At 74.1% G+C, this 22,135-nt stretch carries 21 protein-coding genes and 1 riboswitch; of the genes, 14 read left to right on the top strand and 7 right to left on the bottom strand.

What is annotated here, in order from left to right; translation table 11 throughout:
* Positions 1-35: 35 nt before the first annotated feature.
* The gene (gene paaD, locus AB0M95_RS18890) at positions 36-530 is read left to right on the top strand and encodes a 1,2-phenylacetyl-CoA epoxidase subunit PaaD (RefSeq protein WP_363765914.1); all 495 of its coding nucleotides are present in this window, start codon (positions 36-38) and stop codon (positions 528-530) included.
* Position 531: 1 nt separating this feature from the next.
* Complete coding sequence (gene paaE / locus AB0M95_RS18885; protein ID WP_363765911.1) at positions 532-1,662, top strand: 1,2-phenylacetyl-CoA epoxidase subunit PaaE; 1,131 nt, start codon at positions 532-534, stop codon at positions 1,660-1,662.
* Between the two features lie 35 nt (positions 1,663-1,697).
* Here paaE and AB0M95_RS18880 read toward each other — a convergent pair whose 3' ends face one another.
* Positions 1,698-2,417, bottom strand: coding sequence for a histidine phosphatase family protein (locus AB0M95_RS18880; RefSeq protein ID WP_363765908.1), 720 nt, complete (start codon positions 2,415-2,417; stop codon positions 1,698-1,700).
* 80 nt (positions 2,418-2,497) lie between these two features.
* Positions 2,498-2,613: riboswitch (cobalamin riboswitch) on the top strand.
* Between the two features lie 30 nt (positions 2,614-2,643).
* On the opposite strand from AB0M95_RS18880, the gene AB0M95_RS18875 reads away from it, so the two are divergent.
* The 9 genes from AB0M95_RS18875 to AB0M95_RS18835 all read left to right on the top strand — a co-directional run bounded on the left by AB0M95_RS18875 (position 2,644) and on the right by AB0M95_RS18835 (position 12,503).
* Complete coding sequence (locus AB0M95_RS18875; protein WP_363765905.1) at positions 2,644-2,856, top strand: CbtB domain-containing protein; 213 nt, start codon at positions 2,644-2,646, stop codon at positions 2,854-2,856.
* Positions 2,857-2,874: 18 nt separating this feature from the next.
* Complete coding sequence (locus AB0M95_RS18870; protein WP_363765902.1) at positions 2,875-3,666, top strand: CbtA family protein; 792 nt, start codon at positions 2,875-2,877, stop codon at positions 3,664-3,666.
* An 85-nt stretch (positions 3,667-3,751) separates the two neighbouring features.
* Entirely contained in the window at positions 3,752-5,887 is a 2,136-nt protein-coding gene (locus AB0M95_RS18865; protein WP_363765899.1) for a putative cobaltochelatase, read from the top strand.
* A 1-nt stretch (position 5,888) separates the two neighbouring features.
* Entirely contained in the window at positions 5,889-6,491 is a 603-nt protein-coding gene (gene cobO / locus AB0M95_RS18860) for a cob(I)yrinic acid a,c-diamide adenosyltransferase (protein ID WP_363765896.1), read from the top strand.
* 90 nt (positions 6,492-6,581) lie between these two features.
* Positions 6,582-8,138 (top strand): cobyrinate a,c-diamide synthase, encoded by a 1,557-nt coding sequence (locus AB0M95_RS18855; RefSeq protein WP_363765893.1) that lies wholly within the window; start codon positions 6,582-6,584, stop codon positions 8,136-8,138.
* A complete protein-coding gene (gene cbiE / locus AB0M95_RS18850; RefSeq protein WP_363765890.1) occupies positions 8,135-9,340 on the top strand; it encodes a precorrin-6y C5,15-methyltransferase (decarboxylating) subunit CbiE in 1,206 nt (401 codons plus the stop codon). Before AB0M95_RS18855 ends, cbiE begins: the two co-directional genes overlap by 4 nt.
* A gap of 51 nt (positions 9,341-9,391) precedes the next feature.
* Entirely contained in the window at positions 9,392-10,138 is a 747-nt protein-coding gene (gene cobM, locus AB0M95_RS18845) for a precorrin-4 C(11)-methyltransferase (protein WP_363765887.1), read from the top strand.
* A gap of 17 nt (positions 10,139-10,155) precedes the next feature.
* Positions 10,156-10,782: a precorrin-8X methylmutase gene (locus AB0M95_RS18840; RefSeq protein ID WP_363765884.1), complete on the top strand. Its 627-nt coding sequence runs from the start codon at positions 10,156-10,158 to the stop codon at positions 10,780-10,782.
* A gap of 8 nt (positions 10,783-10,790) precedes the next feature.
* Positions 10,791-12,503 carry a precorrin-2 C(20)-methyltransferase gene (locus AB0M95_RS18835; RefSeq protein ID WP_363766009.1) on the top strand — a complete coding sequence of 571 codons (1,713 nt, stop codon included), beginning with the start codon at positions 10,791-10,793 and terminating at the stop codon, positions 12,501-12,503.
* A gap of 547 nt (positions 12,504-13,050) precedes the next feature.
* Here AB0M95_RS18835 and AB0M95_RS18830 read toward each other — a convergent pair.
* Positions 13,051-13,368: a hypothetical protein gene (locus tag AB0M95_RS18830; protein ID WP_363765881.1), complete on the bottom strand. Its 318-nt coding sequence runs from the start codon at positions 13,366-13,368 to the stop codon at positions 13,051-13,053.
* 74 nt (positions 13,369-13,442) lie between these two features.
* Positions 13,443-13,742, bottom strand: a complete 300-nt coding sequence (locus tag AB0M95_RS18825) for a hypothetical protein (RefSeq protein ID WP_363765878.1) — start codon at positions 13,740-13,742, stop codon at positions 13,443-13,445.
* Positions 13,743-14,357: 615 nt separating this feature from the next.
* Here AB0M95_RS18825 and AB0M95_RS18820 point away from each other — a divergent pair.
* A complete protein-coding gene (locus AB0M95_RS18820) occupies positions 14,358-15,404 on the top strand; it encodes a transcriptional regulator (RefSeq protein WP_363765875.1) in 1,047 nt (348 codons plus the stop codon).
* 133 nt (positions 15,405-15,537) lie between these two features.
* On the opposite strand, the gene AB0M95_RS18815 is transcribed toward AB0M95_RS18820, so the two are convergent.
* Positions 15,538-16,827, bottom strand: a complete 1,290-nt coding sequence (locus AB0M95_RS18815; protein ID WP_363765872.1) for an SDR family NAD(P)-dependent oxidoreductase — start codon at positions 16,825-16,827, stop codon at positions 15,538-15,540.
* Between the two features lie 144 nt (positions 16,828-16,971).
* Entirely contained in the window at positions 16,972-17,910 is a 939-nt protein-coding gene (locus AB0M95_RS18810; RefSeq protein WP_363765869.1) for an alpha/beta hydrolase, read from the bottom strand.
* A 120-nt stretch (positions 17,911-18,030) separates the two neighbouring features.
* Between AB0M95_RS18810 and AB0M95_RS18805 the strand changes: the two genes are divergently transcribed.
* Positions 18,031-18,594, top strand: coding sequence for a TetR family transcriptional regulator (locus AB0M95_RS18805; RefSeq protein WP_363765866.1), 564 nt, complete (start codon positions 18,031-18,033; stop codon positions 18,592-18,594).
* 48 nt (positions 18,595-18,642) lie between these two features.
* Here the strand turns inward: AB0M95_RS18805 and AB0M95_RS18800 are convergent, their stop codons facing one another.
* Complete coding sequence (locus AB0M95_RS18800) at positions 18,643-19,401, bottom strand: cobalt-precorrin-6A reductase (protein WP_363765863.1); 759 nt, start codon at positions 19,399-19,401, stop codon at positions 18,643-18,645.
* Positions 19,402-19,436: 35 nt separating this feature from the next.
* Between AB0M95_RS18800 and AB0M95_RS18795 the strand changes: the two genes are divergently transcribed.
* The gene (locus AB0M95_RS18795) at positions 19,437-20,525 is read left to right on the top strand and encodes a cobalt-precorrin-5B (C(1))-methyltransferase (protein ID WP_363765860.1); all 1,089 of its coding nucleotides are present in this window, start codon (positions 19,437-19,439) and stop codon (positions 20,523-20,525) included.
* Between the two features lie 64 nt (positions 20,526-20,589).
* On the opposite strand, the gene cobG is transcribed toward AB0M95_RS18795, so the two are convergent.
* Positions 20,590-22,053 (bottom strand): precorrin-3B synthase, encoded by a 1,464-nt coding sequence (gene cobG / locus AB0M95_RS18790; protein ID WP_363765857.1) that lies wholly within the window; start codon positions 22,051-22,053, stop codon positions 20,590-20,592.
* Positions 22,054-22,135: the final 82 nt, after the last annotated feature.

The raw sequence follows: 22,135 nt of genomic DNA, 5'->3' as shown, positions 1-22,135 counted from the left end.
CGCCTGGAGGCCGGTCGCGCGTGTCCGGAGGCGGCGTGGCGAGCGCGCGTGAGGTCGCCGAGACCGTGGCCGATCCCGAGCTGCCCATGCTCACCCTCGCCGACCTGGGCATTCTGCGCGACGTGAGGGAGGGCGAGGACGGCGCCGTGGTCGTCACCATCACTCCCACCTACAGCGGGTGCCCGGCGATGGAGGCGATCCGGGCGGACCTGTGCGCGGCCCTGCGCGCCGCCGGGTACGCCGACGTCGAGATCCGCACGCGGCTGTCGCCCGCCTGGACCACCGACTGGATCGGCGAGAACGGCCGGCTCAAGCTCGCGGAGGCGGGCATCGCGCCGCCCGGCCCCGTACGGGAACGCACGGACGGTCCGGTGCCGGTGACGCTGGGGCCGCCACGCAGGCACGTGACCTGCCCGAACTGCGGCTCGGACGACACCCGGGAAATTTCCCGCTTCGGCGCCACCGCCTGCAAGGCCCTGTGGCGCTGCGACACGTGCCGGGAACCGTTCGAGCACGTCAAGGAGATCTGAGATGCCCGAGAACCGGCGCGGGCCGGTGCGGCCGGAGAGCGGGGCGGCGCCGGTGGGGGTTCTGGAGCGGGCGCGGCGGCGGGCCGGGTTCGTGGCGCTGCGCGTCGCGCGGGTCGACCGGCTGTGCGAGGACGCCACCGCGATCACCTTCGACGTTCCGGACGAACTCGCCGGCGACTTCGCCTTCCGGCCCGGCCAGTCGCTCACCCTGCGGGCCATCGTGGACGGCCGCGACGAGCGCCGGTCGTACTCGATCTGCTCCCCGGCGGGCGGGCCGCTGCGCATCGGCGTGCGCGAGATCCCCGGCGGCCTGTTCTCCACCTGGCTGGTCCGCCGCCTGAGGCCGGGGGACCAGGTGGCCGTCCAGCCCCCCACCGGCGGTTTCACCGCCGACCTCACGCGGCCCGCCCACCACGTGTTCATCGCGGCCGGGTCGGGCATCACGCCCGTCCTGTCCATCGCCGCGTCCGCGCTGGCCGTGCCCGGCTCACAGGCGACGCTGTTCTACGGCAACCGCACCACGCGGACCGTCATGTTCGCCGAAGAACTCGCCGACCTGAAGGACTCCGCGCCCGCCCGCGTCGAACTCGTCCACGTGCTGTCCCGGGAGCCTCGCGAGCCCGAGCTGTTCACCGGCCGCCTGGACGCGGACAAGCTCGGCGTCCTGATCCCCGCCCTCGTCGCCGTCCCCGACGTCGGGCACTGGTGGCTGTGCGGGCCGTACGAGATGGTGGTCGGGGCGCGGCGCGTGCTGGGCGGGCTCGGCGTGCCGGCGGAACGCGTCCACCACGAGCTGTTCTACGTGGACGAGCCGCCTCCCGCCCCCGTCCGTCCGGCCGAGGGCACCGAGGAGGCCGCCGCCGAGGTCACGGTGATCCTCGACGGCCGCGCCACCACCACCGCCCTGCCCCGCGACGTCACCGTCCTGGAGGGCGCGCAACGGGTCCGCCCCGACCTTCCGTTCGCCTGCAAGGGCGGCGTCTGCGGCACCTGCCGCGCCCGCGTGACGCAGGGCCATGTGCGGATGCGCCGCAACTTCGCCCTCGAACCGTCCGAGGTCGAAGCCGGCTACGTCCTCACCTGCCAGTCCACGCCGACCACCCCGACGGTAACCGTCGACTTCGACACCTGAGCGCCGCCGGGGCCACGACGACTCGCCCGTGCATGTCAGGGCGCCGAGAGGCGTAGGTGCCAGCGGCGGCCGTTGGAGGTCAGGGTCACCTGGGCGAGCGGGGGGACGTCGATCTTCCAGAACGCCTGGGGCGGGGCGTCGAGGGCGTGGACCACGGCGGCTCTGATCACGGCGGGGTGGGTGACGGCGAGCGTCCTGCCCGCGTCGTGCAAGGTCGCGAGCCAGGCGGTGACGCGGTCGAGGAGCGCGAGGAGGGACTCGCCGCCATGGGGAGCGGACGCGGGGTCGGTGAGCCAGGCGAGGACGTCCTCGGGGTGCTCGGCCTGGACGTCCGCCAGCGTGCGGCCCGCCCAGCGGCCGGCGTCCCAGTCTCGTAGCGCCTCGACGGGTTCGGCTTCCAGCCTGAGACCCGCGGCGGTCTGCAGGCAGCGCTGGGAAGGTCCGCACAGGACCTTTCGCGCGGAGGGTCCGAGGGCCGCGGCCTCCTCAAGGGCGGGCGCCTCCCTGCCGTCGCTCTTGGACGCCCCTTGCTCGCCGTTCGTCGTGACCGTCCCCTCGTCGGCCGTTCTGGGGGGTCGGCCGGCGGTCGTCGGGGTTCTCGGGGTGGTCGTGGTCGCGGCGGGAGGGGAGAACAGGGGGCGGGCGGTGGTCAGCCGGCGGAGGGCCTGGTCGGTGAGGGGTTCGTCCATGGGGAAGGCCGCTCGCTGGAGGGCGGTGGTGGCGGCGTGGGAAATCAGGACAATCCTCGCGGTCACGTGTATCCCTCCGGGGCGCAGGTGGAGGTGATTGTCTCCCATTGACGCCAGTTGACGCACCAATGGTTCACACCGTAGCGTGCAAACGACATTGTGACGGTGTGGGGAAGCCAGCGAGACTCTGGTACGGCCGCGCCACTGTGACCTGCTCCTTCGGGGGCCGGGAGTCAGACCCTCCGTCGTCGCGCATTTCCTATGGGACGCGTGATCCCGAGGAGGCACTTTCATGGCCCACACCGCCGTTCCCCAGTCCCGGCCTGTTCCCGTCCGCATTCCCGTCAGGGAGTTGCTGCCGTGGACGATCTTCGCCGGTGTCCTCGCCCTCGCCCTCATCTACTTCGTCGGTGCGGAGCAGGGTGCCACCTCTCTGATCTCCGGCGACACCGTGCACGAGTTCGTGCACGATGCGCGTCACCTGCTCGGCTTCCCCTGCCACTGAGGCGGGGTCAGAGCCGGAATGGTGAGAAATCTCCTGGTCCGCGGCATGCTCGCGGGCCTGGCCGCCGCTGCCCTCGCGCTGGTCTTCGCCTGGGTCTTCGGTGAGCCCCAGGTGTCGGCGGCGATCGCCGTCGAAGAGCGCGCGGGCGGGCACGCGGCCCACGCCCCCGCCGTGCCGGGCGAGTCCGGCACGGCGGCGTCGGAGTCCGGGCACGAGCACGCGGAGGAAGGGCCCGTCAGCCGTGACGTGCAGTCCACACTGGGCCTGGCCACGGGTCTCGGCGTGTTCGGCGTCGCGGTCGGCGGCGTCTTCGCCATCATGTTCGCGTTCGCGTACGGGCGGCTCGGCTCGTTCGGGCCGCGGGCCACGGCGGCGCTGCTCGCGCTGGGCGGGTTCATCGCCGTCGAGCTCGTACCTTTCCTGAAATATCCCGCCAATCCGCCGGCCGTGGGCGACCCCGCCACGATCTCCCGCCGGACGGTCCTCTACCTGGCCATCCTGGTGATCTCGGTGCTCCTCGCGGTCGCCGCCGTCCGGCTCGGCCGGCAACTGGCCCCCCGCCACGGCGCCTGGAACGCCACGCTGCTCGCCGCCCTCGCCTACGTCGTGATCATGGCCGTCGCGTACGTGCTCATGCCCACCGTGGACGAGGTCGCGTCCGACTTCCCCGCGTCCCTGCTGTGGCGCTTCCGGATCGCCTCGCTCGGCACCCAGGCGATCATGTGGAGCGGCATCGGGCTCGTCTTCGGCGCCCTCGCCGAACGCGCCCTCACGCCGCGCCGCGCGCTCGTCCCCTCGCCCGCCGCCTGACCCTCACTCCCGGCAGGGGCGGGACCGACCGCCACCCGCCTCTGCCCACCTACGGCGACGCGCCACTGGGAAGGACTTTTTCGACATGCTTGCCCGGCCCCCGGCGGCCGTACGCCACCACTACCCCTTCACCGCGGTGGTGGGGCTCGACACCCTCAAGCTGGCGCTCGTCCTCAATGCGATCTCCCCGCGCACCGGAGGCGTGCTGATCCGCGGCGAGAAGGGCACCGCCAAGTCCACGATCGTCCGCGCGCTGGCGGCCCTGCTGCCGCCGGTCGCGGTCGTGGCCGGGTGCCGCTTCTCCTGCGACCCTGCCGCCCCCGACCCCGCGTGCCCCGACGGCCCGCACGACGACGGCGCGCCCGCCTCCGTACGTGCCGCGCGGCTGGCCGAGCTGCCCGTCGGCGCGTCCGAGGACCGCCTGGTCGGCTCGCTGGACCTGGAACGCGCGCTCACCGAGGGGGTCAAGGCGTTCGAGCCCGGTCTGCTCGCCGCCGCCCACCGGGGCGTCCTCTATGTGGACGAGGTCAACCTGCTGCACGACCACCTCGTGGACCTGCTGCTCGACGCCGCCGCGCTCGGCACGTGCTACGTCGAGCGCGACGCCGTGTCCGTCCGGCACGCCGCCCGGTTCATGCTGGTCGGCACCATGAACCCCGAGGAGGGCGAGCTGCGGCCCCAGTTGCTCGACCGCTTCGGCCTGACCGTCGAGGTCACCGCGTCCCGCGACCCGGAGGAGCGGGCGGAGGTCGTGCGCCGCAGGCTGGCGTTCGAGGACGACGCCGAGGCGTTCGCGGCCCGGTGGGCGGACGCGGAGGACGACCTCGCCGCGCGCATCGCCGCCGCCCGCGAGCGGCTGCGCGAGGTGACGCTGTCCGACGCCGCGCTCACGCGGATCTCCACGATCTGCGCGGCGTTCGACGTGGACGGCATGCGCGCCGACCTCATCACCGCCCACGCCGCCGTCGCCCACGCCGCCTGGCGGGGCGGCACGCGCGTCACGGCCGAGGACATCCGCCAGGCCGCCCGCCTCGCCCTGCCGCACCGCCGCAGGCGCGACCCGTTCGACGCGCCCGGCCTGGACGAGTCCGAGCTCGACGCCCTGCTCGATGACGCGGACCTGGACGATACGGAAGAGGAGCCGGGGCCGGAGTCCGGAGTGGACGGGCCCGCATCGGAGGACGGTCCCGGCACAGACACCGGCCCCGCGTCCGAGCGGGAGGACCCTGGCCCCGGCCCGGACGAAGACCCCGGCCCGCCCCCCGGCCCCGGGCCCGACGAAGACCCCGACCCCGGCCCGCCGCCCGGCCCCGGAGGGAACAGCGGGGCCCCGGAGCCGCCGCCCGCGAGCGGCCAAGGCGCTCACGCTCACGACGCCCCGGCGGGCGAAACAGCCGGTACCCGGACGCGACCGGCGGCCCAGCCCGGCGGCACCTACCGCGTGCGCGCGTTGACCGTCCCCGGCCTCGGCACGGGCGCCCCCGGACGCCGGTCGCGGGCCAGGACGTCCTACGGCCGCGTCTCCGGCTCGCGCGTCCCCGAAGGACGCCTCCTGTCGCCGCACCTCACGGCCACCCTGCGCGCCGCCGCGCCGTACCAGCGCGAACGCGGCCGGACCGGTCCCGGGCTGGTCGTACGGCGCGGCGACCTGCGCGAGGCCGTGCGCGAGGGACGCGAGGGCAACCTCGTGCTGTTCGTCGTGGACGCCAGCGGCTCGATGGCCGCGCGCCGGCGCATGGGCGCGGTCAAGGGCGCCGTGCTCAGCCTGCTGCTGGACGCCTACCAGCGCCGCGACAAGGTCGGCCTGGTGACGTTCCGCGGGTCCGGCGCCGAGTTGGTGCTCCCGCCGACCTCGTCGGTGGAGGCCGGAGCCGCCCGCCTGCGCGAGCTGCCCACGGGCGGACGCACCCCCCTCGCCGCGGGGCTGCGCCGGGCCGCCGAGGTCGTGCGCGTCGAACGGCTCCGCGACCCCGCGCGCAGGCCGCTGCTGGTCGTCGTCACCGACGGGCGGGCCACCTCGGGGACGGACGCCGACGTGCGCAGGGCGGCGTCGCTGCTCAGGGACGTCGCCGCGGTGGTGGTGGACTGCGAGAGCGGCCCGGTGCGGCTCGGCCTGGCCACGGGGCTCGCCGTGCTGCTCGGCGGGGAGGCCGTCCGGCTCGAACGGCTGGCCGCGGGCGGGCTGCGCGATCTCGTCCGCGAACACAGGAAGGCGGCCTGACATGCCCCAGGGGAAACCGGCCGAGGTGCCGGACGACGGCCTGACCACCCGGCAGCGGCGCACCCGGCCGCTCGTGTTCCTCCACACCGGGCCCGGCAAGGGCAAGTCGACGGCGGCGTTCGGGCTGGCGCTGCGCGCGTGGAACCAGGGCTGGCCGATCGGCGTGTTCCAGTTCGTCAAGTCCGCCAAGTGGCGGGTGGGGGAGGAGCGGGCGCTCACCGTCCTCGGCGAGTCCGGCGCGGGCGGCACCGTGGCCTGGCACAAGATGGGCGAGGGCTGGTCCTGGATCAAGAAGGCCGGCGCCGAGGAGGACCACGCCGCCGACGCGCGCGAGGGCTGGGAACAGATCAAGCGGGACCTGGCGGCGGAGACGTACCGGCTGTACGTGCTGGACGAGTTCACCTACCCCATCAAATGGGGGTGGATCGACGTCGAGGACGTGGTCGCCGCCCTGGCGGCGCGGCCCGGCACGCAGCACGTCGTCATCACCGGCAGGGACGCCCACCCGCGCCTGCTCGAGACCGCCGACCTGGTCACCGAGATGGCCAAGGTGCGGCACCCGATGGACACCGGCCAGAAGGGCCAGAAGGGCATCGAATGGTGACCCCGGCCGGCCCGCCACACCGCGGCGAACGGCATGGCGGGCGTGAGCGTGCGGGTCGTGGCGGGGGACGGAGTGCGGGGGGTGCGGCCCGTGGCTGAGGTGCCGCGCCTGGTGATCGCCGCGCCCTCCTCGGGAGCGGGCAAGACGACGGTGGCCACCGGGCTGATGGCCGCGCTCACCGCCAAGGGGACGGTGGTCTCGCCGCACAAGGTCGGCCCCGACTACATCGATCCCGGCTACCACGCGCTCGCCTCCGGCCGCCGCGGGCGCAACCTCGACCCGTGGCTGGTCGGCGAGGAGCTGATCGTCCCGCTCTTCCTGCACGGCGCGGCGGGGGCGGGCATCGCCGTCATCGAGGGCGTGATGGGCCTGTTCGACGGCGCGTCCTTCCCCATCGGCGTCGCCGGTACGTCCACCGGCGGCGCGGGAAGGACCGGCGCGGACTTCGCCTCCACCGCGCACGTCGCCAAGCTGCTGGACGCGCCGGTCGTCCTCGTCGTGGACGTCGCGGGACAGGCCAGGTCCGTCGCCGCGCTGGTCCACGGCTTCATGTCCTACGACACCGGCGTCCGGATCGGCGGGGTGATCCTCAACAACGTCGGCTCGCCGCGTCACTCGGAGATCTGCCGGGACGCGCTGGCCGAGACCGGCATCACGGTGTTCGGCGCGATCCCGCGCACCGGCATCGCCGCCACGCCGTCGCGCCACCTGGGCCTGGTGCCGCCCGCCGAGCGCAGCGCCGAGGCCGTGCGCGCGGTCGACGAGGTGGGTGAGCTGGTCGCGGGCACGTGCGATCTGGAAGGTCTCGTCCGTCTCGCCGAAAGCGCGCCCGGACTGCCCGGCCCCGCCTGGGATCCCGAGGCGGCCGTGCGCTCCGCGCGGCGCGAGGATGTGGCCGGTGGAGGGCCGGCACTCGAGGACGTGGCCGGTGGTGGGCCGGCGCGCGAGGTCGTGGTCGCGGTGGCCGGGGGGAAGGCGTTCACGTTCGGGTACGCCGAGCAGGCCGAGCTGATCGCCGCCGCGGGCGCGACCGTCGCCGTCTTCGACCCGCTCACCGACGAACGGCTTCCCGAGGGAACCGGTGCGCTCGTCCTGCCCGGAGGCTTCCCCGAGGTGTACGCGGGCGAACTGTCGGCCAACGAGCCGCTGCGCCGCGCGGTGGCCGCGTTCGGCGGGCCCATCGCCGCCGAATGCGCGGGCCTGCTGTACCTCTGCCGTGAGCTGGACGGGCGTCCCATGTGCGGCGTCGTCGACGCGACCGCGGCCATGACCGGCGGGCTGACGCTCGGCTACCGCGACGCCGTCTCCGTGCGCGACTCGGTGCTGACCCGCGAGGGCGAGCGGTACCACGGGCACGAGTTCCACCGCACGCGCGTCACCCCGCCGTCCGGCGACGTGCCGCTCTACCGGTGGCGGGGCGGCGCGGACGGATTCGGCGGGCCGCGCCTGGCCGCGTCCTACCTGCACCTGCACTGGGCGGGCAGCCCGTACCTGGCGACGCGGCTGGTGGAGAGCGCCGCACGGAACGCCCCGGTGGCCGGCAGCGGCTCGGCGGGGAAGAACGCCTCCGCGGCGGGCACCGGCTCGGCGGTGCGGAACGACCCCGCGGCCGGCGACGCCCCTTCCGCGGCGAGCGGGACGGCATGAGCAGCCCGGTGGTCGTGGTCGGGATCGGCGCGGACGGCTGGGACGGGCTGCCCGATCCCGCGCGCCGGGAGATCCAGCGGTGCGAGGTGCTCATGGGAAGCGCCCGGCAGCTCGCGCTGGTACCGGACACCGGAGCCGAGCGGGTCGTCTGGCCCTCGCCGATGCTCCCCGCCGTCCGCCGCCTGCTGGCCGAGCGCGAGGACCGCGCCGTGTGCGTGCTGGCCAGCGGCGATCCCATGCTGCACGGGGTCGGGACCACGCTGGCGCGGATGCTCGGCCCCGAGCGCGTGCGCGTGCTGCCGCATCCGTCGTCGGTGTCGCTGGCCTGCGCCCGCATGGGATGGCCGGTCGAGGACACGCGCGTGGTGAGCCTGGTCGGGCGTCCGGTCGCGCTGGTGAGCCGGGTGCTGTACCCGGCGGCCCGCGTGCTCGTGCTGAGCGCGGGCGCGGACTCCCCGGCCCAGGTCGCCCGGCTCGTGACGGCCCAGGGGTACGGCGCGAGCGCGATGACCGTCCTCGAACGGCTCGGCGGTCCCGCGGAGCGCGTGGTCACCGGGACGGCCGGGAAGTGGGACGCCGTCGTGGACCCGCTCAACGTCGTGGCCCTGGAGTGCCGCGCCGACCCGGACGTGACTCCGATCCCGGGCGTTCCGGGCCTGCCGGACGAGGCGTTCGAGCACGACGGGCAGCTCACCAAGCGCGAGGTGCGCGCGGTGACGCTGTCCCGGCTCGCCCCGCTGCCGGGACAGGTGCTCTGGGACGTGGGCGCGGGCGCGGGCAGCGTCGCCATCGAGTGGATGCGGGTCCATCCCGCGTGCCGCGCCATCGCCGTGGAGGCCCGCCCCGACCGCGCCGCGCGGATCACACGGAACGCGGACACGCTCGGCGTGCCCACCCTGCGGGTCGTGACCGGCGCGGCCCCCGAGGCCCTCGCGGGGCTGGAGACGCCGGACGCGGTGTTCGTCGGCGGCGGCGGCACCGTGCCGGGCGTCCTCGAGACGTGCTGGGACGTGCTGGGCAGCGGCGGGCGGCTGGTCGTCAACGCGGTGACGGTCGAGTCCGAGGCCGTCCTCGCCGCCTGGCACGCCCGGCACGGCGGCGACCTGCTGCGCCTGTCCGTCCACCGCGCGGGCCCGGTCGGCGGCTTCACCGCCTGGCGCCCCGCGATGCCGGTGACCATCTGGACGGCGGTACGCCCGTGACCACCTCCGCGCCGCACAAGGGCGCCGGATGAGAGCAAGGAGAAGTCAGTCGTGACCGTGCACTTCATCGGGGCGGGCCCCGGGGCGGCCGATCTCATCACCGTGCGCGGGCGCGACCTGATCGCCGCATCGCCGGTGTGCCTGTACGCGGGGTCGCTCGTGCCCAAGGAACTGCTCGGCCACGCGCCGGAGGGGGCCAGGCTCGTGGACACCGCCGAGTTGAACCTCGACGAGATCGTCGCCGAGATGGTGGCCGCCCACGCGCGGGGCCTCGACGTCGCGCGCCTGCACTCCGGCGACCCGTCGATCTACAGCGCGATGGCCGAGCAGATGCGCAGGCTGGACGCCGCCGGGGTTCCGTACGACGTGACGCCGGGCGTCCCCGCGTTCGCGGCGGCGGCCGCCTCGCTGGGGCGTGAGCTGACCGTGCCCGGGGTGGGCCAGACGGTGGTGCTGACCCGGATCTCGGCCCGCGCGACGCCGATGCCGCCGGGCGAGGACCTGCGCACGCTCGGGCGGAGCCGTTCGACGATGGTCCTCCACCTTGCCGTCCAGCGCATCGACGCCGTGGTGGAGGAACTGACACCGAACTACGGAGCCGACTGCCCGGTGGCCGTCGTCGCCCGCGCCGGCCGCGACGACGAGGTGATCCTGCGCGGCACGCTCGCCGACATCGCCGCCCAGGTGAAAGCCGCCGGGGTGCGGCGCACCGCCGTGATCATCGTCGGTGGCGTGCTCACGGCGTCGGAGTTCACCGACAGCCACCTGTACTCCGCCACCCGCGACCGCGCGATATGAGCGGCGAGGGGCAGGCCGTGGACGACTACGTCCGGGACGGCGCGGAGATCTACCGGCGTTCGTTCGCGACCATCCGCGCCGAGGCCGACCTCGCCGGCATGCCCGACGACCTCGCCCGGGTGGCCGTACGGATGATCCACGCCTGCGGCATGGTGGACCTCGTCGCGGACCTCGCCTGGTCCCCAGGAGTGGTCGCCGCCGCGCGGGCCGCGCTGCTGGCCGGGGCGCCCATCCTGTGCGACGCCACGATGGTCGCCTCGGGCGTGACCCGGGCCCGCCTGCCCGCCGCCAACGAGGTGCTGTGCATGCTGGGCGATCCCCGGGTGCCGGACCTGGCGCGCCGGCTCGGCACCACCCGCAGCGCCGCCGCACTGGAGCTGTGGCGCGACCGCCTGGACGGCTCCGTCGTCGCCGTCGGCAACGCCCCCACGGCGCTGTTCCGCCTGCTGGAGCTGGTGAGAGAAGGCGTGGGACGGCCCGCCGCCGTGCTCGGCGTGCCGGTGGGCTTCATCGGCGCGGCCGAGTCCAAGCAGGCCCTGGCCGGCAACGGCGACGGCCTGCCGTACCTGGTGGTGCACGGCCGCCGGGGCGGAAGCGCACTGGCGGCGGCGGCCGTCAACGCCATCGCGAGCGAGAAAGAGTGAACAACACCATGGACCCCTCCACCACCCCCACCCCCCTCGAACAAGACCGCCCTGGGCGGGGGTGGTTGCGGGGGGTTGGGCTTGGGCCGGGGGATCCTGAGCTGGTGACCGTGAAGGCGGCGCGGCTCATCGGTGAGGCGGATGTGATCGCATACCACAGCGCGCGGCACGGGCGCAGCATCGCCCGGACGGTCGCCGCGTCCTACCTGCGCGAGGGGCAGATCGAGGAGGCGCTCATCTACCCCGTCACGACCGAGACCACCGACCACCCGGGCGGGTACCAGGGCGCGATCGACGAGTTCTACGAGTCCTGCGCCCGCCGCCTGTCCGCGCACCTGGACGCCGGGCGCGACGTGGTCGTCCTGTGCGAGGGCGATCCGTTGTTCTACGGCTCGTACATGCACCTCCACAAGCGGCTGGCGCACCGCTACCCGGCCGAGGTCGTGCCGGGGGTCACGTCGGTGAGCGCGGCGTCGGCCATGCTGGGCCGCCCGCTGGTGGAGCGCGAGGAGACGCTCACCGTCCTGCCGGGCACGCTGGCGCCGGAGACGCTGGCGGCGCGGCTGGCCGTGGCCGACTCGGCGGCGGTGCTCAAGCTGGGCCGCACGTTCCCCGCCGTCCGCGACGCCCTGGAGAGCGCGGGCCGCCTGGACGAGGCGTGGTACGTCGAGCGGGCCACCACCGACCGCCAGCGGATCGCCCCCCTCGCCGACGTGGACCCGAGCGAGGTCCCGTACTTCTCGGTCGCCATCGTCCCCAGCCGCGCGGGTACGCCCCGACGCGCGGCGCCCGGTACGCGTCACGGCGCCGATGCGAGCCGGGGAGAGGACGTTGCCGCCGCCTCCGGGCCGGCCCCCGTCTCCGCGCACACTCCGAGCCGGAACATCGAGGCGCTCCGAGGGCACGTCGTCCCCGGCGCTGTCCCTGGCCCTGTCCGCGGCGCTGTCCCCGGACCCGTTCCCGGAGAGGGGAAGGGCCTCGGCGAGGTCGTCGTGGTCGGCCTGGGGCCGGGGGGACGGTACTGGCTGACGCCCGAGGCACAGGACGCGCTGGCGAGTGCGGGCGAACTCGTCGGTTACGGTCCTTACCTGGACAGGGTGCCGCCGAACCCGCGGCAGCGGCGGCACGCGTCCGACAACCGGGTCGAGGCCGAGCGGGCGGCGCACGCGCTGGAACTGGCCCTCGCGGGCGCGCGGGTCGCCGTCGTCTCGTCGGGCGACCCGGGCGTGTTCGCGATGGCCAGTGCGCTGCTGGAGGTCGCGTCCGAGGAGCGGTTCGCGCACGTGCCGGTGCGCGTGCTGCCGGGCGTGACGGCGGCGCAGGCGGTCGCGGCGCGGGCCGGCGCGCCTCTCGGCCACGACTACTGCGTGATCTCCCTGTCCGACCGGCTTAAGTCGTGGGACATCATCGCCGCCCGTGTCACGGCCGCCGCGCGGGCCGACCTGGTCCTCGCGATCTACAACCCGGCGTCCCGCGCACGCCGATGGCAGGTCGAGGCGGCGCGCGACCTGCTCCTGGAGCACCGCGCGCCGGACACGCCCGTCGTCATCGGACGGGACGTCGGCGGCCCGTCCGAGTCCGTCCGCGTCACGACCCTGGACAAGCTGGACGCGGCGGAGATCGACATGCGCTGCCTGCTCCTGATCGGCTCCTCCACCACCCGCCACACCACGAGAAACGGCCACCCCACCGTCTACACCCCCCGCCGCTACCCCGCCTGAGCTCCTCACGACCTCAAGGCCTGCCGGGGTGTCGGTGAGCGCGTTCACCGGACGGGGAGGGTCACCGCGCCGAGTTGGAGCAGCGTGCCGAGGAACGGATCGAGCCGTACAAGGTGAACGTCGGCCCGTGTTGACCGCGTCCACGGACAAGGCTTGGCCCGCAGGCTCGCACCCTACTGTCTTGGCCGGCGTCCCAGAAAGGTGCGCGTCGCCTGGCGCTGCCGCTCCTCCTCGGCGAGCACGGCGGCCAACACGGGCCGGTCGAGGTAGGGGTCGACGGCGTCCAGCACCAGGCGGCGCGGTTCGGCCGGATCCAGCGCTTCGACCTCCGGGGCGCGGCTAGGCCGAAGCGGTCCCGGCTGGTGGTGTTCTACAACAACACCGGGGCCCGGCCGGTGGAGTCTGAGGACGCCGGGACCGCGGCGGCCGAGCTCACCGGCCGGGCCCTGCTCCCCGTCATCTGGTCACGGCCGGGCGCGCGTCGCCCGCCTCCTGATCCGGAAGGAGGACGTCGGTTCCCTTGATCAGGAAGTGCTCGCGGGACGGCTCAGTCGCGCTTTTGGACGGAGCTGCTGAGGATGCTCGCGCCGCCGGGCACACGGACGCTCGAGGTGGAGCCGGCGGCGACCCAGGGCCCCCAGGCCGATTCGGTGTAGCCACCCAGCTGCGGGTTGACGAACCGGTACACCACGTAGATCGCGTGGTAGCCCGTGCCGGTCGCGCAGTAACTGCTGAGGTAGCCGTCTGCGGAGAAGCTCGTCGAGCAGGTGTCGGGGATGGCCTGCGCGGGCGTGGCCGTGCCGGCGACGATCGCGGCGGAGACGAGCGCCGCGCCGACGAGGGAGGCGCACTTCTTGGTATTCACGATCCGCTCCTTTATGTGGGTAGTTGCCGGTGCCTCCCGCGGGCCGGACCCGCGGGAGGTGGTGTGGCCGCGGGTCAGCGTTTGTTGACCCAGTAGTTCTGCAGACTTCCCGTCGCCGGGATGCGGGCCGTCGACACCGAGCCCACCGGGACCCACGGCCCCTCGGTGGTGATGACGCCGACCTGCGGGTTCACATGGCGGGCGACCAGGTAGACCTGGTGTTCCCCGGTGCCGCTCGTGCAGAGGCTGGAGACGTATCCGTTCGACACCCAGGTGGTGCAGTCGGCGGGGAGCGCGTAGGCCGTGCCGCCCGGCAGGGCGACGGCGAGTAGCGCGCCGAAGGAGAGGGCGGCCGCCCACTTCCTGGATTTCACGTGTGCTTTCCTCCGGCGGAGAAGGGGGACCGGAGGCGCCGACCGGCCGTTTTCTTAGGAAAGTTTCCTAATCGAAAGATACCTACGGGTCGCACGCCGTCAAGACCCGCTTCTCCTTGGCGCGCGGTTTCTTATCCTGCCGCCATGACGCGATGGGTGGGGAGCGCCGGGCATCGGGTGGAGGCGATCCGCCTGGACGGCCACCCGGCGCTGCACTGCACGGTGTCCTGGGGGTCGAATCCGTAGCGCGCGGCGAAGCCCGGCCAGCGGGGGTATTCACGTTTGCCGGGCGCTGCCGGCAGCGCGTAGGACGTCCTCGCCGAACCACGCCTCGCCGATCAGGAGTATCCGGCCCGCGGCTTGACATGTCCTTGACGCGCCCGCCCGGCGAACGTCCGTCCCCCTGACGCGCCCGCCCGCGACGACCTCCCGTCCCCGCCGATGGCCCCCGCACACCGCCATCGGCGGCAAGCCCATGTCAAGCCGCGCTCGCGATGCTCTCCCCGGCACCGCGCCACCGCCCGGCCCGGCGGTGGCGCGAGGTCGAGGCCCGACAGAAACAAGTCAGGCCATCCACATCGAACAACCCCTACGTCTGACGCCTGGGGACGAGGCATGCTGCGAATACACTTCACCGCCGAGGACATCGCGCGAACCCGCCTGACCACCGTCGTCGACCCGCTGTGGGAAGTCCTGCTGAGCCACTTCCGGCTGGGCGACGCCGACAAACCGGTCTACCTCCAGCCGTGGACGGCGCGGCTCCGTAGCCGCCCCGACCTGCTGGCCATGATGCGGCCCGCCGCGACGCTCCTCGCCGACCTCGCCCCGCTCGGCCCCTACTTCCCCGACTTCCTCACCCCCGCCGAGTCGGCGGCCGGGCTCGACGCAGGCCTCGACGCCGTGCGTGCCACGAGCCGGCGACGGCTGCGGCACGAGCTGGATCTGCTGCACCAGACCAACCGGCGCCGCGGCCGGGCCACCCCGAGCCGGCTCGCCGGTCTCACCGACTCGCGGAGCGGCACGCCGGCCTGCCTGGCGACCGCGCTGGGCGAGTACCACCACGCCGCGGTAGGTGCCCACGACGACCTGATCCGCGCGAGCGTCGAGGCCGACGTCGCGGTGCGGGTCGGCGCGCTGCTCGCCGGTGGCGTCGAGGCGCTGTTCCGCGGCTTCGAGCCGTTGATGCGCTGGCGCCGGCCGGTGCTGGAGGTGCGCTACGCCGTCGAGCGGGACCTGTACCTACAGGGCCGGGGCCTGCGGCTCGTGCCGTCGTTCTTCTGCTGCGGGTCGCCCGTGTCGCTCGCCGACCAGGACCTGCCACCGGTCCTGGTCTACCCGATCGCGCAGGAACACCGCTGGGAGACGATCACCTGCGTCGACCCGGGGGAATCGCTGGCCGACCTCATGGGCACGACCCGCGCCGCCGTGCTCGCCGCACTGGCGCACAGCGCCTCCACCACACAGCTCGCCACGAAACTGCACACCTCGCTCGCGTCGATGAGCCGCCATACCAAGACCCTCCGGCAGGCGGGGCTGATCACCAGCACCCGCCACGGACCCGCCGTCCTGCACGACCTCACCCCGCTGGGCCGGAAACTCCTCGACGGCGCCAAGGCCCCGGGCCTGAGCACCCCCTTGCGTTCCCGCGTAAAGGTCTTTTGAGGGGTATGGCACTGATCGACGGCAACGGCGTCCCGCTGCGGGCCCGCGCCGCCGGCCACGGTCCCGTACTGGACGCGGGGGGAGAGGAGGACCTGGCCTTTCTGCGGGGCACGGGCTGAGGTCGAGGCCGGGTTCACCTGCTGGGCAGGGATACCGCGCCGAGTTGGAGGAGCATGCCGAGGGCGTCCTCGCCGAACCACGCCTCGCTGATCTTCCCGGTCGTGACGGTGTAGATGCCGATGCCGAGCCACTGCGCGTGCCTGCCGGTGGCCGGTGCGCCCATGAACGTCCCGGTGTGGGTGCCGCTGTTGGTGAACCGCACGACCACCTTGTCGCCCACGGCGATGATCTCGTCCACGCGCAGGCGCATGGCCGTGAAGGCGCCGGCGGCACTGGCGGCCAGGTGCTCCTTGAAGGCGCTCAGCCCGGTGACCTCGCCCAAGCTGCCGCCGTGCCACCGCAGGTCCTCGCTCCACAACTCGTCGATCGCGGCCAGATCGCCCCCGTTGACGACCTCGTCCAGGAACCGCCGGACGACCGTCACGGGGTCGCCGGACGCCTGGCCGAGGGGGTCGCGCTGCTCGGGCGTGGCGTCGTCCCGGTCGGTCGAGCGGCTGAGCCCCTCCCAGGCGGCGTCGCGCTCGGCGAGCGCATTGGCGGCGGCGCGGGCCCCGGTCAGGGCGTCGGAGCCGAGCAGCAGCCGGGTCGGCGGCTCGTCCATCGCGGCGAGCAGGGTCACGACGTGGGCGACCTTGCGCGGGTCGCCGAGCGCGGCGTCGGCGGCACCGGTGAACAGGCTCGCCAGCATGCCGACCGTACCCGCGTACGGAGCCGAGGGGGTGGGGACCGTCATCGAGGAGCCCGCCCAGTCCGTGCGCATGCCGCCGGGCTCGATCGTCGTCACCTTGACGCCGAGCGGGCCGACCTCGGTGGCCAGTACCTCGGTGAACCCGTTGACGCCCCACTTCGCCGCCTGGTACGCGGCCAGCCCCGGGGTCGCGACGCGCCCGCCGACGGACGACACCGTGATGATGTGACCGCCGCCCTGCCGGCGCAGGATCGGCACGACGGCCTTGCTGACGTGGACGACGCCGAACAGGTTCGTCTCCACCTGCGCGCGGAACCCCTCCGGCGTGGAGTCCTCGACCGACACGAGGTCGGCGTACCCGGCGTTGTTCACCACCACGTCCAGCCGGCCGAACTCCCGCACTGCCGCTTCGACGGCGGCGTCGACCGCGCCAGGGTCGGTGACGTCGAGGGGGAGGGCGAGCAGCTTGCCCGCATGGGTCGCGGTCAGGTCGGCGAGTTGCTCAGGGCGGCGGGCGGTGGCCACGACGCGGTCGCCCTGGTCAAGAGCGGCCAGGACGATCTCCCGTCCGAGGCCGCGGGAGCTGCCGGTAACGAACCAAACTTTGTCCGACATTTCAGTGTTCACCTTTCGAGTGCAGTTCAACAGAGGGCGGGGGAAACCACGGCTGTCCAGGGGAGACCAAGGGAGAGCGGGGGAGACTGAGGGAGACTGAGGGACTCTGGAGAGACCAGGGAAGACGGTCAAGGGTGAGCGGGCTCAGGCGTAGGCCTTCTGGAGGTGCTCGCCGAGCAGGGTGATCGCCTCGCGCGCCACTTCCACCGGCTTGGTGTGGGTGAAGCCGTGGTCGACGCCGGCGAACTCGCGATGGGTGACCGCCACGCCCTTGGACGCGAGGTCGGCGGCCAGGTCGTTCATCTCGTGGCGCAGGGTGTCGTACTCGGCGGTCATGATCAGGGTCGGGGGGAGCTCGGCCAGCCGGGCGTAACGGGCCGGGGAGGCGAGGGGGTCGCTCGGGTCGACGCCCTTGAAGTACGTGCGGCGTACCAGGCCCATCATGGCGGGCGGCACCACCGGGTTCGGCTTCGCGGACGTGCGCAGCGAGTCGTCCCGCACGAGGTCGGCGGCCCCGAACTCGGACGACACCGCCACCGGCCGGTAGCCGCCGTCGTCGATGGCCTGCTGTGCGACGTTCAGCGCGAACTTGCCTCCGGCGCTCGGGCCGCCCACCGAGACGCGCTCGCCGTCCCAGCCGTGGACGTGGCCGTTCTCGTGGATCCAGCGGAAGACGTCGTAGGTCTGCTGCTCGGAGACCGGGAAGCGGACCTTGGGGGCGGTGTCGTAGTCGGGGATCACGACGTGGCAGCCGATCTCGGAGGCGAGGTAGCGGGCGATGTTGTCCTCCTGGCGGGGCACGCGGATGATGAAGGCGCCGCCGTGGGTGATGAGGTGCACCGGGGGCCGCCTGCCCGAGGCGAGGGCCGCCGTGACGTCCTCGGGGGTGGGCGCGTAGAGCAGCGCCCGCACCTTCCCGTGCCGGGTCGGGATCGTGATGCGCGACGGCTTGGCGATCTTCTTCGTCGCGAACTGGACGTCCGGCGAGGAGTACTGCAGGCGGAACATGGCGGGGAACATCGCCTGCATCAGCCTGGCGGACAGCGCGTCGCGCCAGTGGATGGCGGGGTCGGTGCCGAGCATGGGGGGCCTCTTTCGTCTACGGGCGTCTGCCGGTCGAGCTGTCTTCTAACCGGTTGGTTAGAAGCTAGGCCACCCCTCGCGGAGTTGTCAACTAAATGGTTAGGAGGCTAATCTGGGGGCATGCCGCCGAGAGATGCCGAAGCCACACGACGCCGCCTGCTGGACGCCGCTCTGCGGGAGTTCGCCGAGTTCGGCATCGCCGGGGCACGCGTCGACCGCATCGCCGAGGCGGCCGGCTCGAACAAGGCGCAGATCTACCACTACTTCGGCAGCAAAGATCAGCTCTTCGACGCCGCCTTCGAGACCATCGTGCGCGACACGGTGGCCGACACCCCGATCGACGTCCACGACCTGCCCGGGTACGCGGCCAGGCTGGCCCGCCGCTACGAGGAGCACCCGCAGGTCATGCGGCTGGCGACCTGGCAGCGCCTGGAACGCGCCGCCGACGCGCCCGTGCCGCTCGCCGTGAAGAGCGTCCGCGACAAGGTCGACGCCATCGCGCGCGCCCAGGACGAGGGCGTGCTGCCCCGGCACTACCCGCCCGGGGTCCTGCTCACCTTGGTGCTGCAGCTCGCGGCCGTGTGGACGGCGGTCAACCCCGAGTTCGGCGCCGCCGTCGACATGGAGGGCGTCCGGCGCGAGGACGTCGTCGCCGACTCCGTCCGCCGCCTGCTCGCCGGCTAGTGCATTCCGCTGCGGCGGATCGGCGCGTGCCCGGTGCTCCGCGGTGGTTCAGGGGGTTCCCGGTAGGGCGCGTAGCCAGGTCAGTGCGGCCTCCACGGTGTCCACGGTGTCCAGGGCGGCGGTCTCGGGGAGGGGTGGGCGGCGTACGACCACCACGGGCAGGGCGAGGTCGCGCGCGGCCGTGAGCTTCGCCCGTGTCATCGTCCCGCCGCTGTCCTTGGTGACCAGCACGTCGACGCGGTGCTCGCGCATGAGCGCCCGCTCGCCGTCCACCGTGTACGGACCCCGGTCGAGCACGAGGTGGTGGTGGGCGGGCATCGGCGGTTCCGGCGGGTCGACCGTACGGATCAGGAACCACAGGCCGTCCGCGCCGGCGAACGCGGCGAGCCCCTGGCGGCCGGTCGTGAGGAAGACCCTGCGCCCGAGCGCGGGCAGGACGGCGGCGGCCTCGTCCAGGGACGCCACCCAGCGCCAGTCGTCCCCGGCGTCCTGCCGCCACCCCGGGCGCCGGAGCACCAGCAGCGGAACCCTCGCCTCCGCCGTCGCGCGGACGGCCGAGGCGGTGATGCGCTCGGCGAAGGGGTGCGTGGCGTCGATCACCGCGCGGATCCCGTGCTCGCGCAGCCATGCCGCCATCCGGTCCGGGCCGCCGAACCCGCCGACCCGCACCTCGCCCTCGGGCAGACGGGGGTCGGTCACCCGTCCCGCCAGCGACGACACCACGCGGACGCCCGGGTCACGGACCAGCTCGGACGCGAGCCGCCGCGCCTCCCCGGTGCCGCCGAGTACCAGGACGCCGCCCCTCATCTGCCGCTTCCTTTCACGTGGTACATCCTTGGCCCATGACCACAGGGCTGCGGTACGGGTGGACGACCGGCGCGTGCGCCACGGCGGCCACCACGGCCGCCTACACCGCGCTGCTCACCGGCTCCTTCCCCGACCCGGTGGAGATCTTCCTGCCCCGGGGGCAGCGGCCGGCGTTCGCGCTCGCCGTCGAGGAACTGGTGGAGGGCCCGCCGGGCGCGGACCGGGCGCGGGCCGGGGTGGTCAAGGACGCGGGCGACGACCCGGACGTCACCCACGGCGCGCTGGTCACCGCGACCGTACGGCACGGAGCACCGGGGACGGGGGTGACGTTCCGCGCCGGACCGGGCGTCGGCACGGTCACCAAACCGGGGCTGCCGCTGGCCGTGGGAGAACCGGCCATCAACCCGGTCCCCCGTCAGATGATCCGCGACCACGTCGCCCGGGTCGCCGCCGCGTACCGCGATGAGGGCGACGTGGTCGTGGAGATATCGGTCGAGAACGGTGAAGAGCTCGCGCGGCGTACCTGGAACCCCCGGCTGGGCATCCTGGGCGGCCTGTCCATCCTCGGCACGACCGGCATCGTGGTGCCGTACTCCTGCTCGGCGTGGATCGACAGCATCCGGCGCGGCATCGACGTCGCCCGCGCCGCCGGGCACGTCCACGTCGCCGCCTGCACCGGCAGCACGTCGGAGAAGGTCGCGACCGAGCTGTACGGCCTGCCGGAGGACGCGCTGCTCGACATGGGCGACTTCGCCGGGGCCGTCCTGAAGTACCTGCGGCGGCATCCCGTGCCCCGGCTTACGGTGGCCGGCGGCATCGGCAAGCTGTCCAAGCTCGCCGACGGGCATCTCGACCTGCACTCGGGCCGCTCCCAGGTCAGTACGGACGCCCTCGCCGCGATGGTGCGCGACGCGGGCGGGGACGAGGACCTCGCCGCACGCGTCCTGCGCGCGAACACCGCCCTCCAGGCGCTCACCATCTGCCAGGAGGCGGGACTGCCGCTCGGAGACCTTGTCGCCGCCGGAGCCCGCACCACCGCCCTCGGAGTGCTGCGCGGCGCCCCCGTCGAGGTCGACGTCGTCGTCATCGACCGCGCGGGCACCATCGTCGGCCGCGCGGGGTGAGCGGCGCTCAGCGGGCTCACCGGGCTCACCGGGCTCAGTGGGCTCAGTGGTGGGCTCAGTGGGCTCAGTGGGCATGGTGTGCGGCCCTGGCCGTCGCCACTGCGGCCGCGGTCTCCGCGATGCCCAGGTGGCGCATGCTTTCGCCGCCGGATTCGACGCGGTAGCCGTCCCCGGTCGCGACCACGAGCACGGCCGGCCCTCCGGGGCGCCCGCACTGACGCTCGCACCCCGCCCAGTGCACGGGCAACCTCCGTCCCGGGGTCTCGCCGTTGACGTCCGCCGTGGCCGCCTGAACCGTCGCGCGCCCGGTGCCGGACCGGCCGGTCGCGTGGGTGGCGTCCGCCTGGACGTCGGCCAGGGACTTGGCGCAGCCCGGACGTCCCGTGCAGGACGTGACCCCGGTCCACGGAGAGGCCGGGTCGGTGACCAGACCGGCCTCGCCCAGCCTCGCGAGCCACGATTCGGCGGTTTCCGTCCTCATACCCGGGACGATCACGCTCCGCCATGGAGTGAGCCGTACCTCACCCGTGCCCGCCCGCGCCGCCTCGGCCAGCACGGACGCCTGCGCGGCCGTCAACCGTCCGAGCGGCGGCATGACGACGAGTGCCACCCGTCCGTCGGTCTGGGCGAGGGGCCCAAGCCGGGGCGCGGGCCGATCGCCCAGGCCGATGGACGAGGCGGGCCGGCTGCCGCCGAGTCCCCCGGACGGCCGTCCGGACTGCTCCTGGACGGGCGGTGACGGGGGCCCGTCCGCCGATCCGGGGCCGGACATGTGGCCGGCTCCCGGCGCCCGTGCGGACACACGGGCGGTGATGTTCGCGGGGCCGTCGGCCAGCTCGGCGACGCGCCACGCGGCCGAACCCTGGGCGGCGCGTTCGGCCAGGAACGCCTCGCCCGCTGCGATCATCAGGGGGACGACGTCGGAGGGCGCGGCGCGCAGCCCCGTGTCCCGCCCGGCCAGCAGCAACGCCCCCCGGACGTCCGCGGCGGGTGGCCGTGTGCTTTCGGTGGCCGGACGGGGGAGGTGCACGGCGGGAAGGGGAAGGTAGGCGACGTCTGCGGCGGGGAGCGCGACGTCGCCCCGTCCGTCGTCCACGGCGAACAGGAACCGGCCGGGCAGGTCCGCCAGGGCCGGGTGCGAGACGAGGGCCTCGTCCAGCTCGCGGACCAGCGGCGCCACCTCGATCAGCCCGCGACCGTCCAGCCCGGCCAAGGGGGACGCCAGGATGTTGCGGACGCGTTCGTGCGTGGCCGACGGCAGAAGCCCGATGGCGGCCATCCTTTCGGCGAACAGCTCCGCGCCCGGCCCGTCCAGCCCGCGCACCTGCACGTTAGCCCGTGAGGTCAGCTCGACGACCCCCGAACCGAGCGCCGCGCAGGCCGCGCCGAGTTCCGCGAGCCGCTCCCCGGTGAGCAGCCCCCCGGGCACCCGGACCCGGGCGACGGCTCCGTCCGCCGCCGGATGCGTCTGCAACGCCCCGGGGCAGGCGTCCGCCCGGGACCGCTCCCCGAACTCCGCATCTGCCATGTCGAGGATCGTAACCCGCCATCCGTCGTGAACCGCCGCGGTCCTCCGGGCCGGCTCCTCGCACCCGGCGTGGACGGGGTGG

The organism is Sphaerisporangium sp. NPDC051017 (assembly GCF_040683095.1).
GTDB lineage: Bacteria > Actinomycetota > Actinomycetes > Streptosporangiales > Streptosporangiaceae > Sphaerisporangium.
This window is presented reverse-complemented; position numbering and strand designations above follow the sequence as displayed.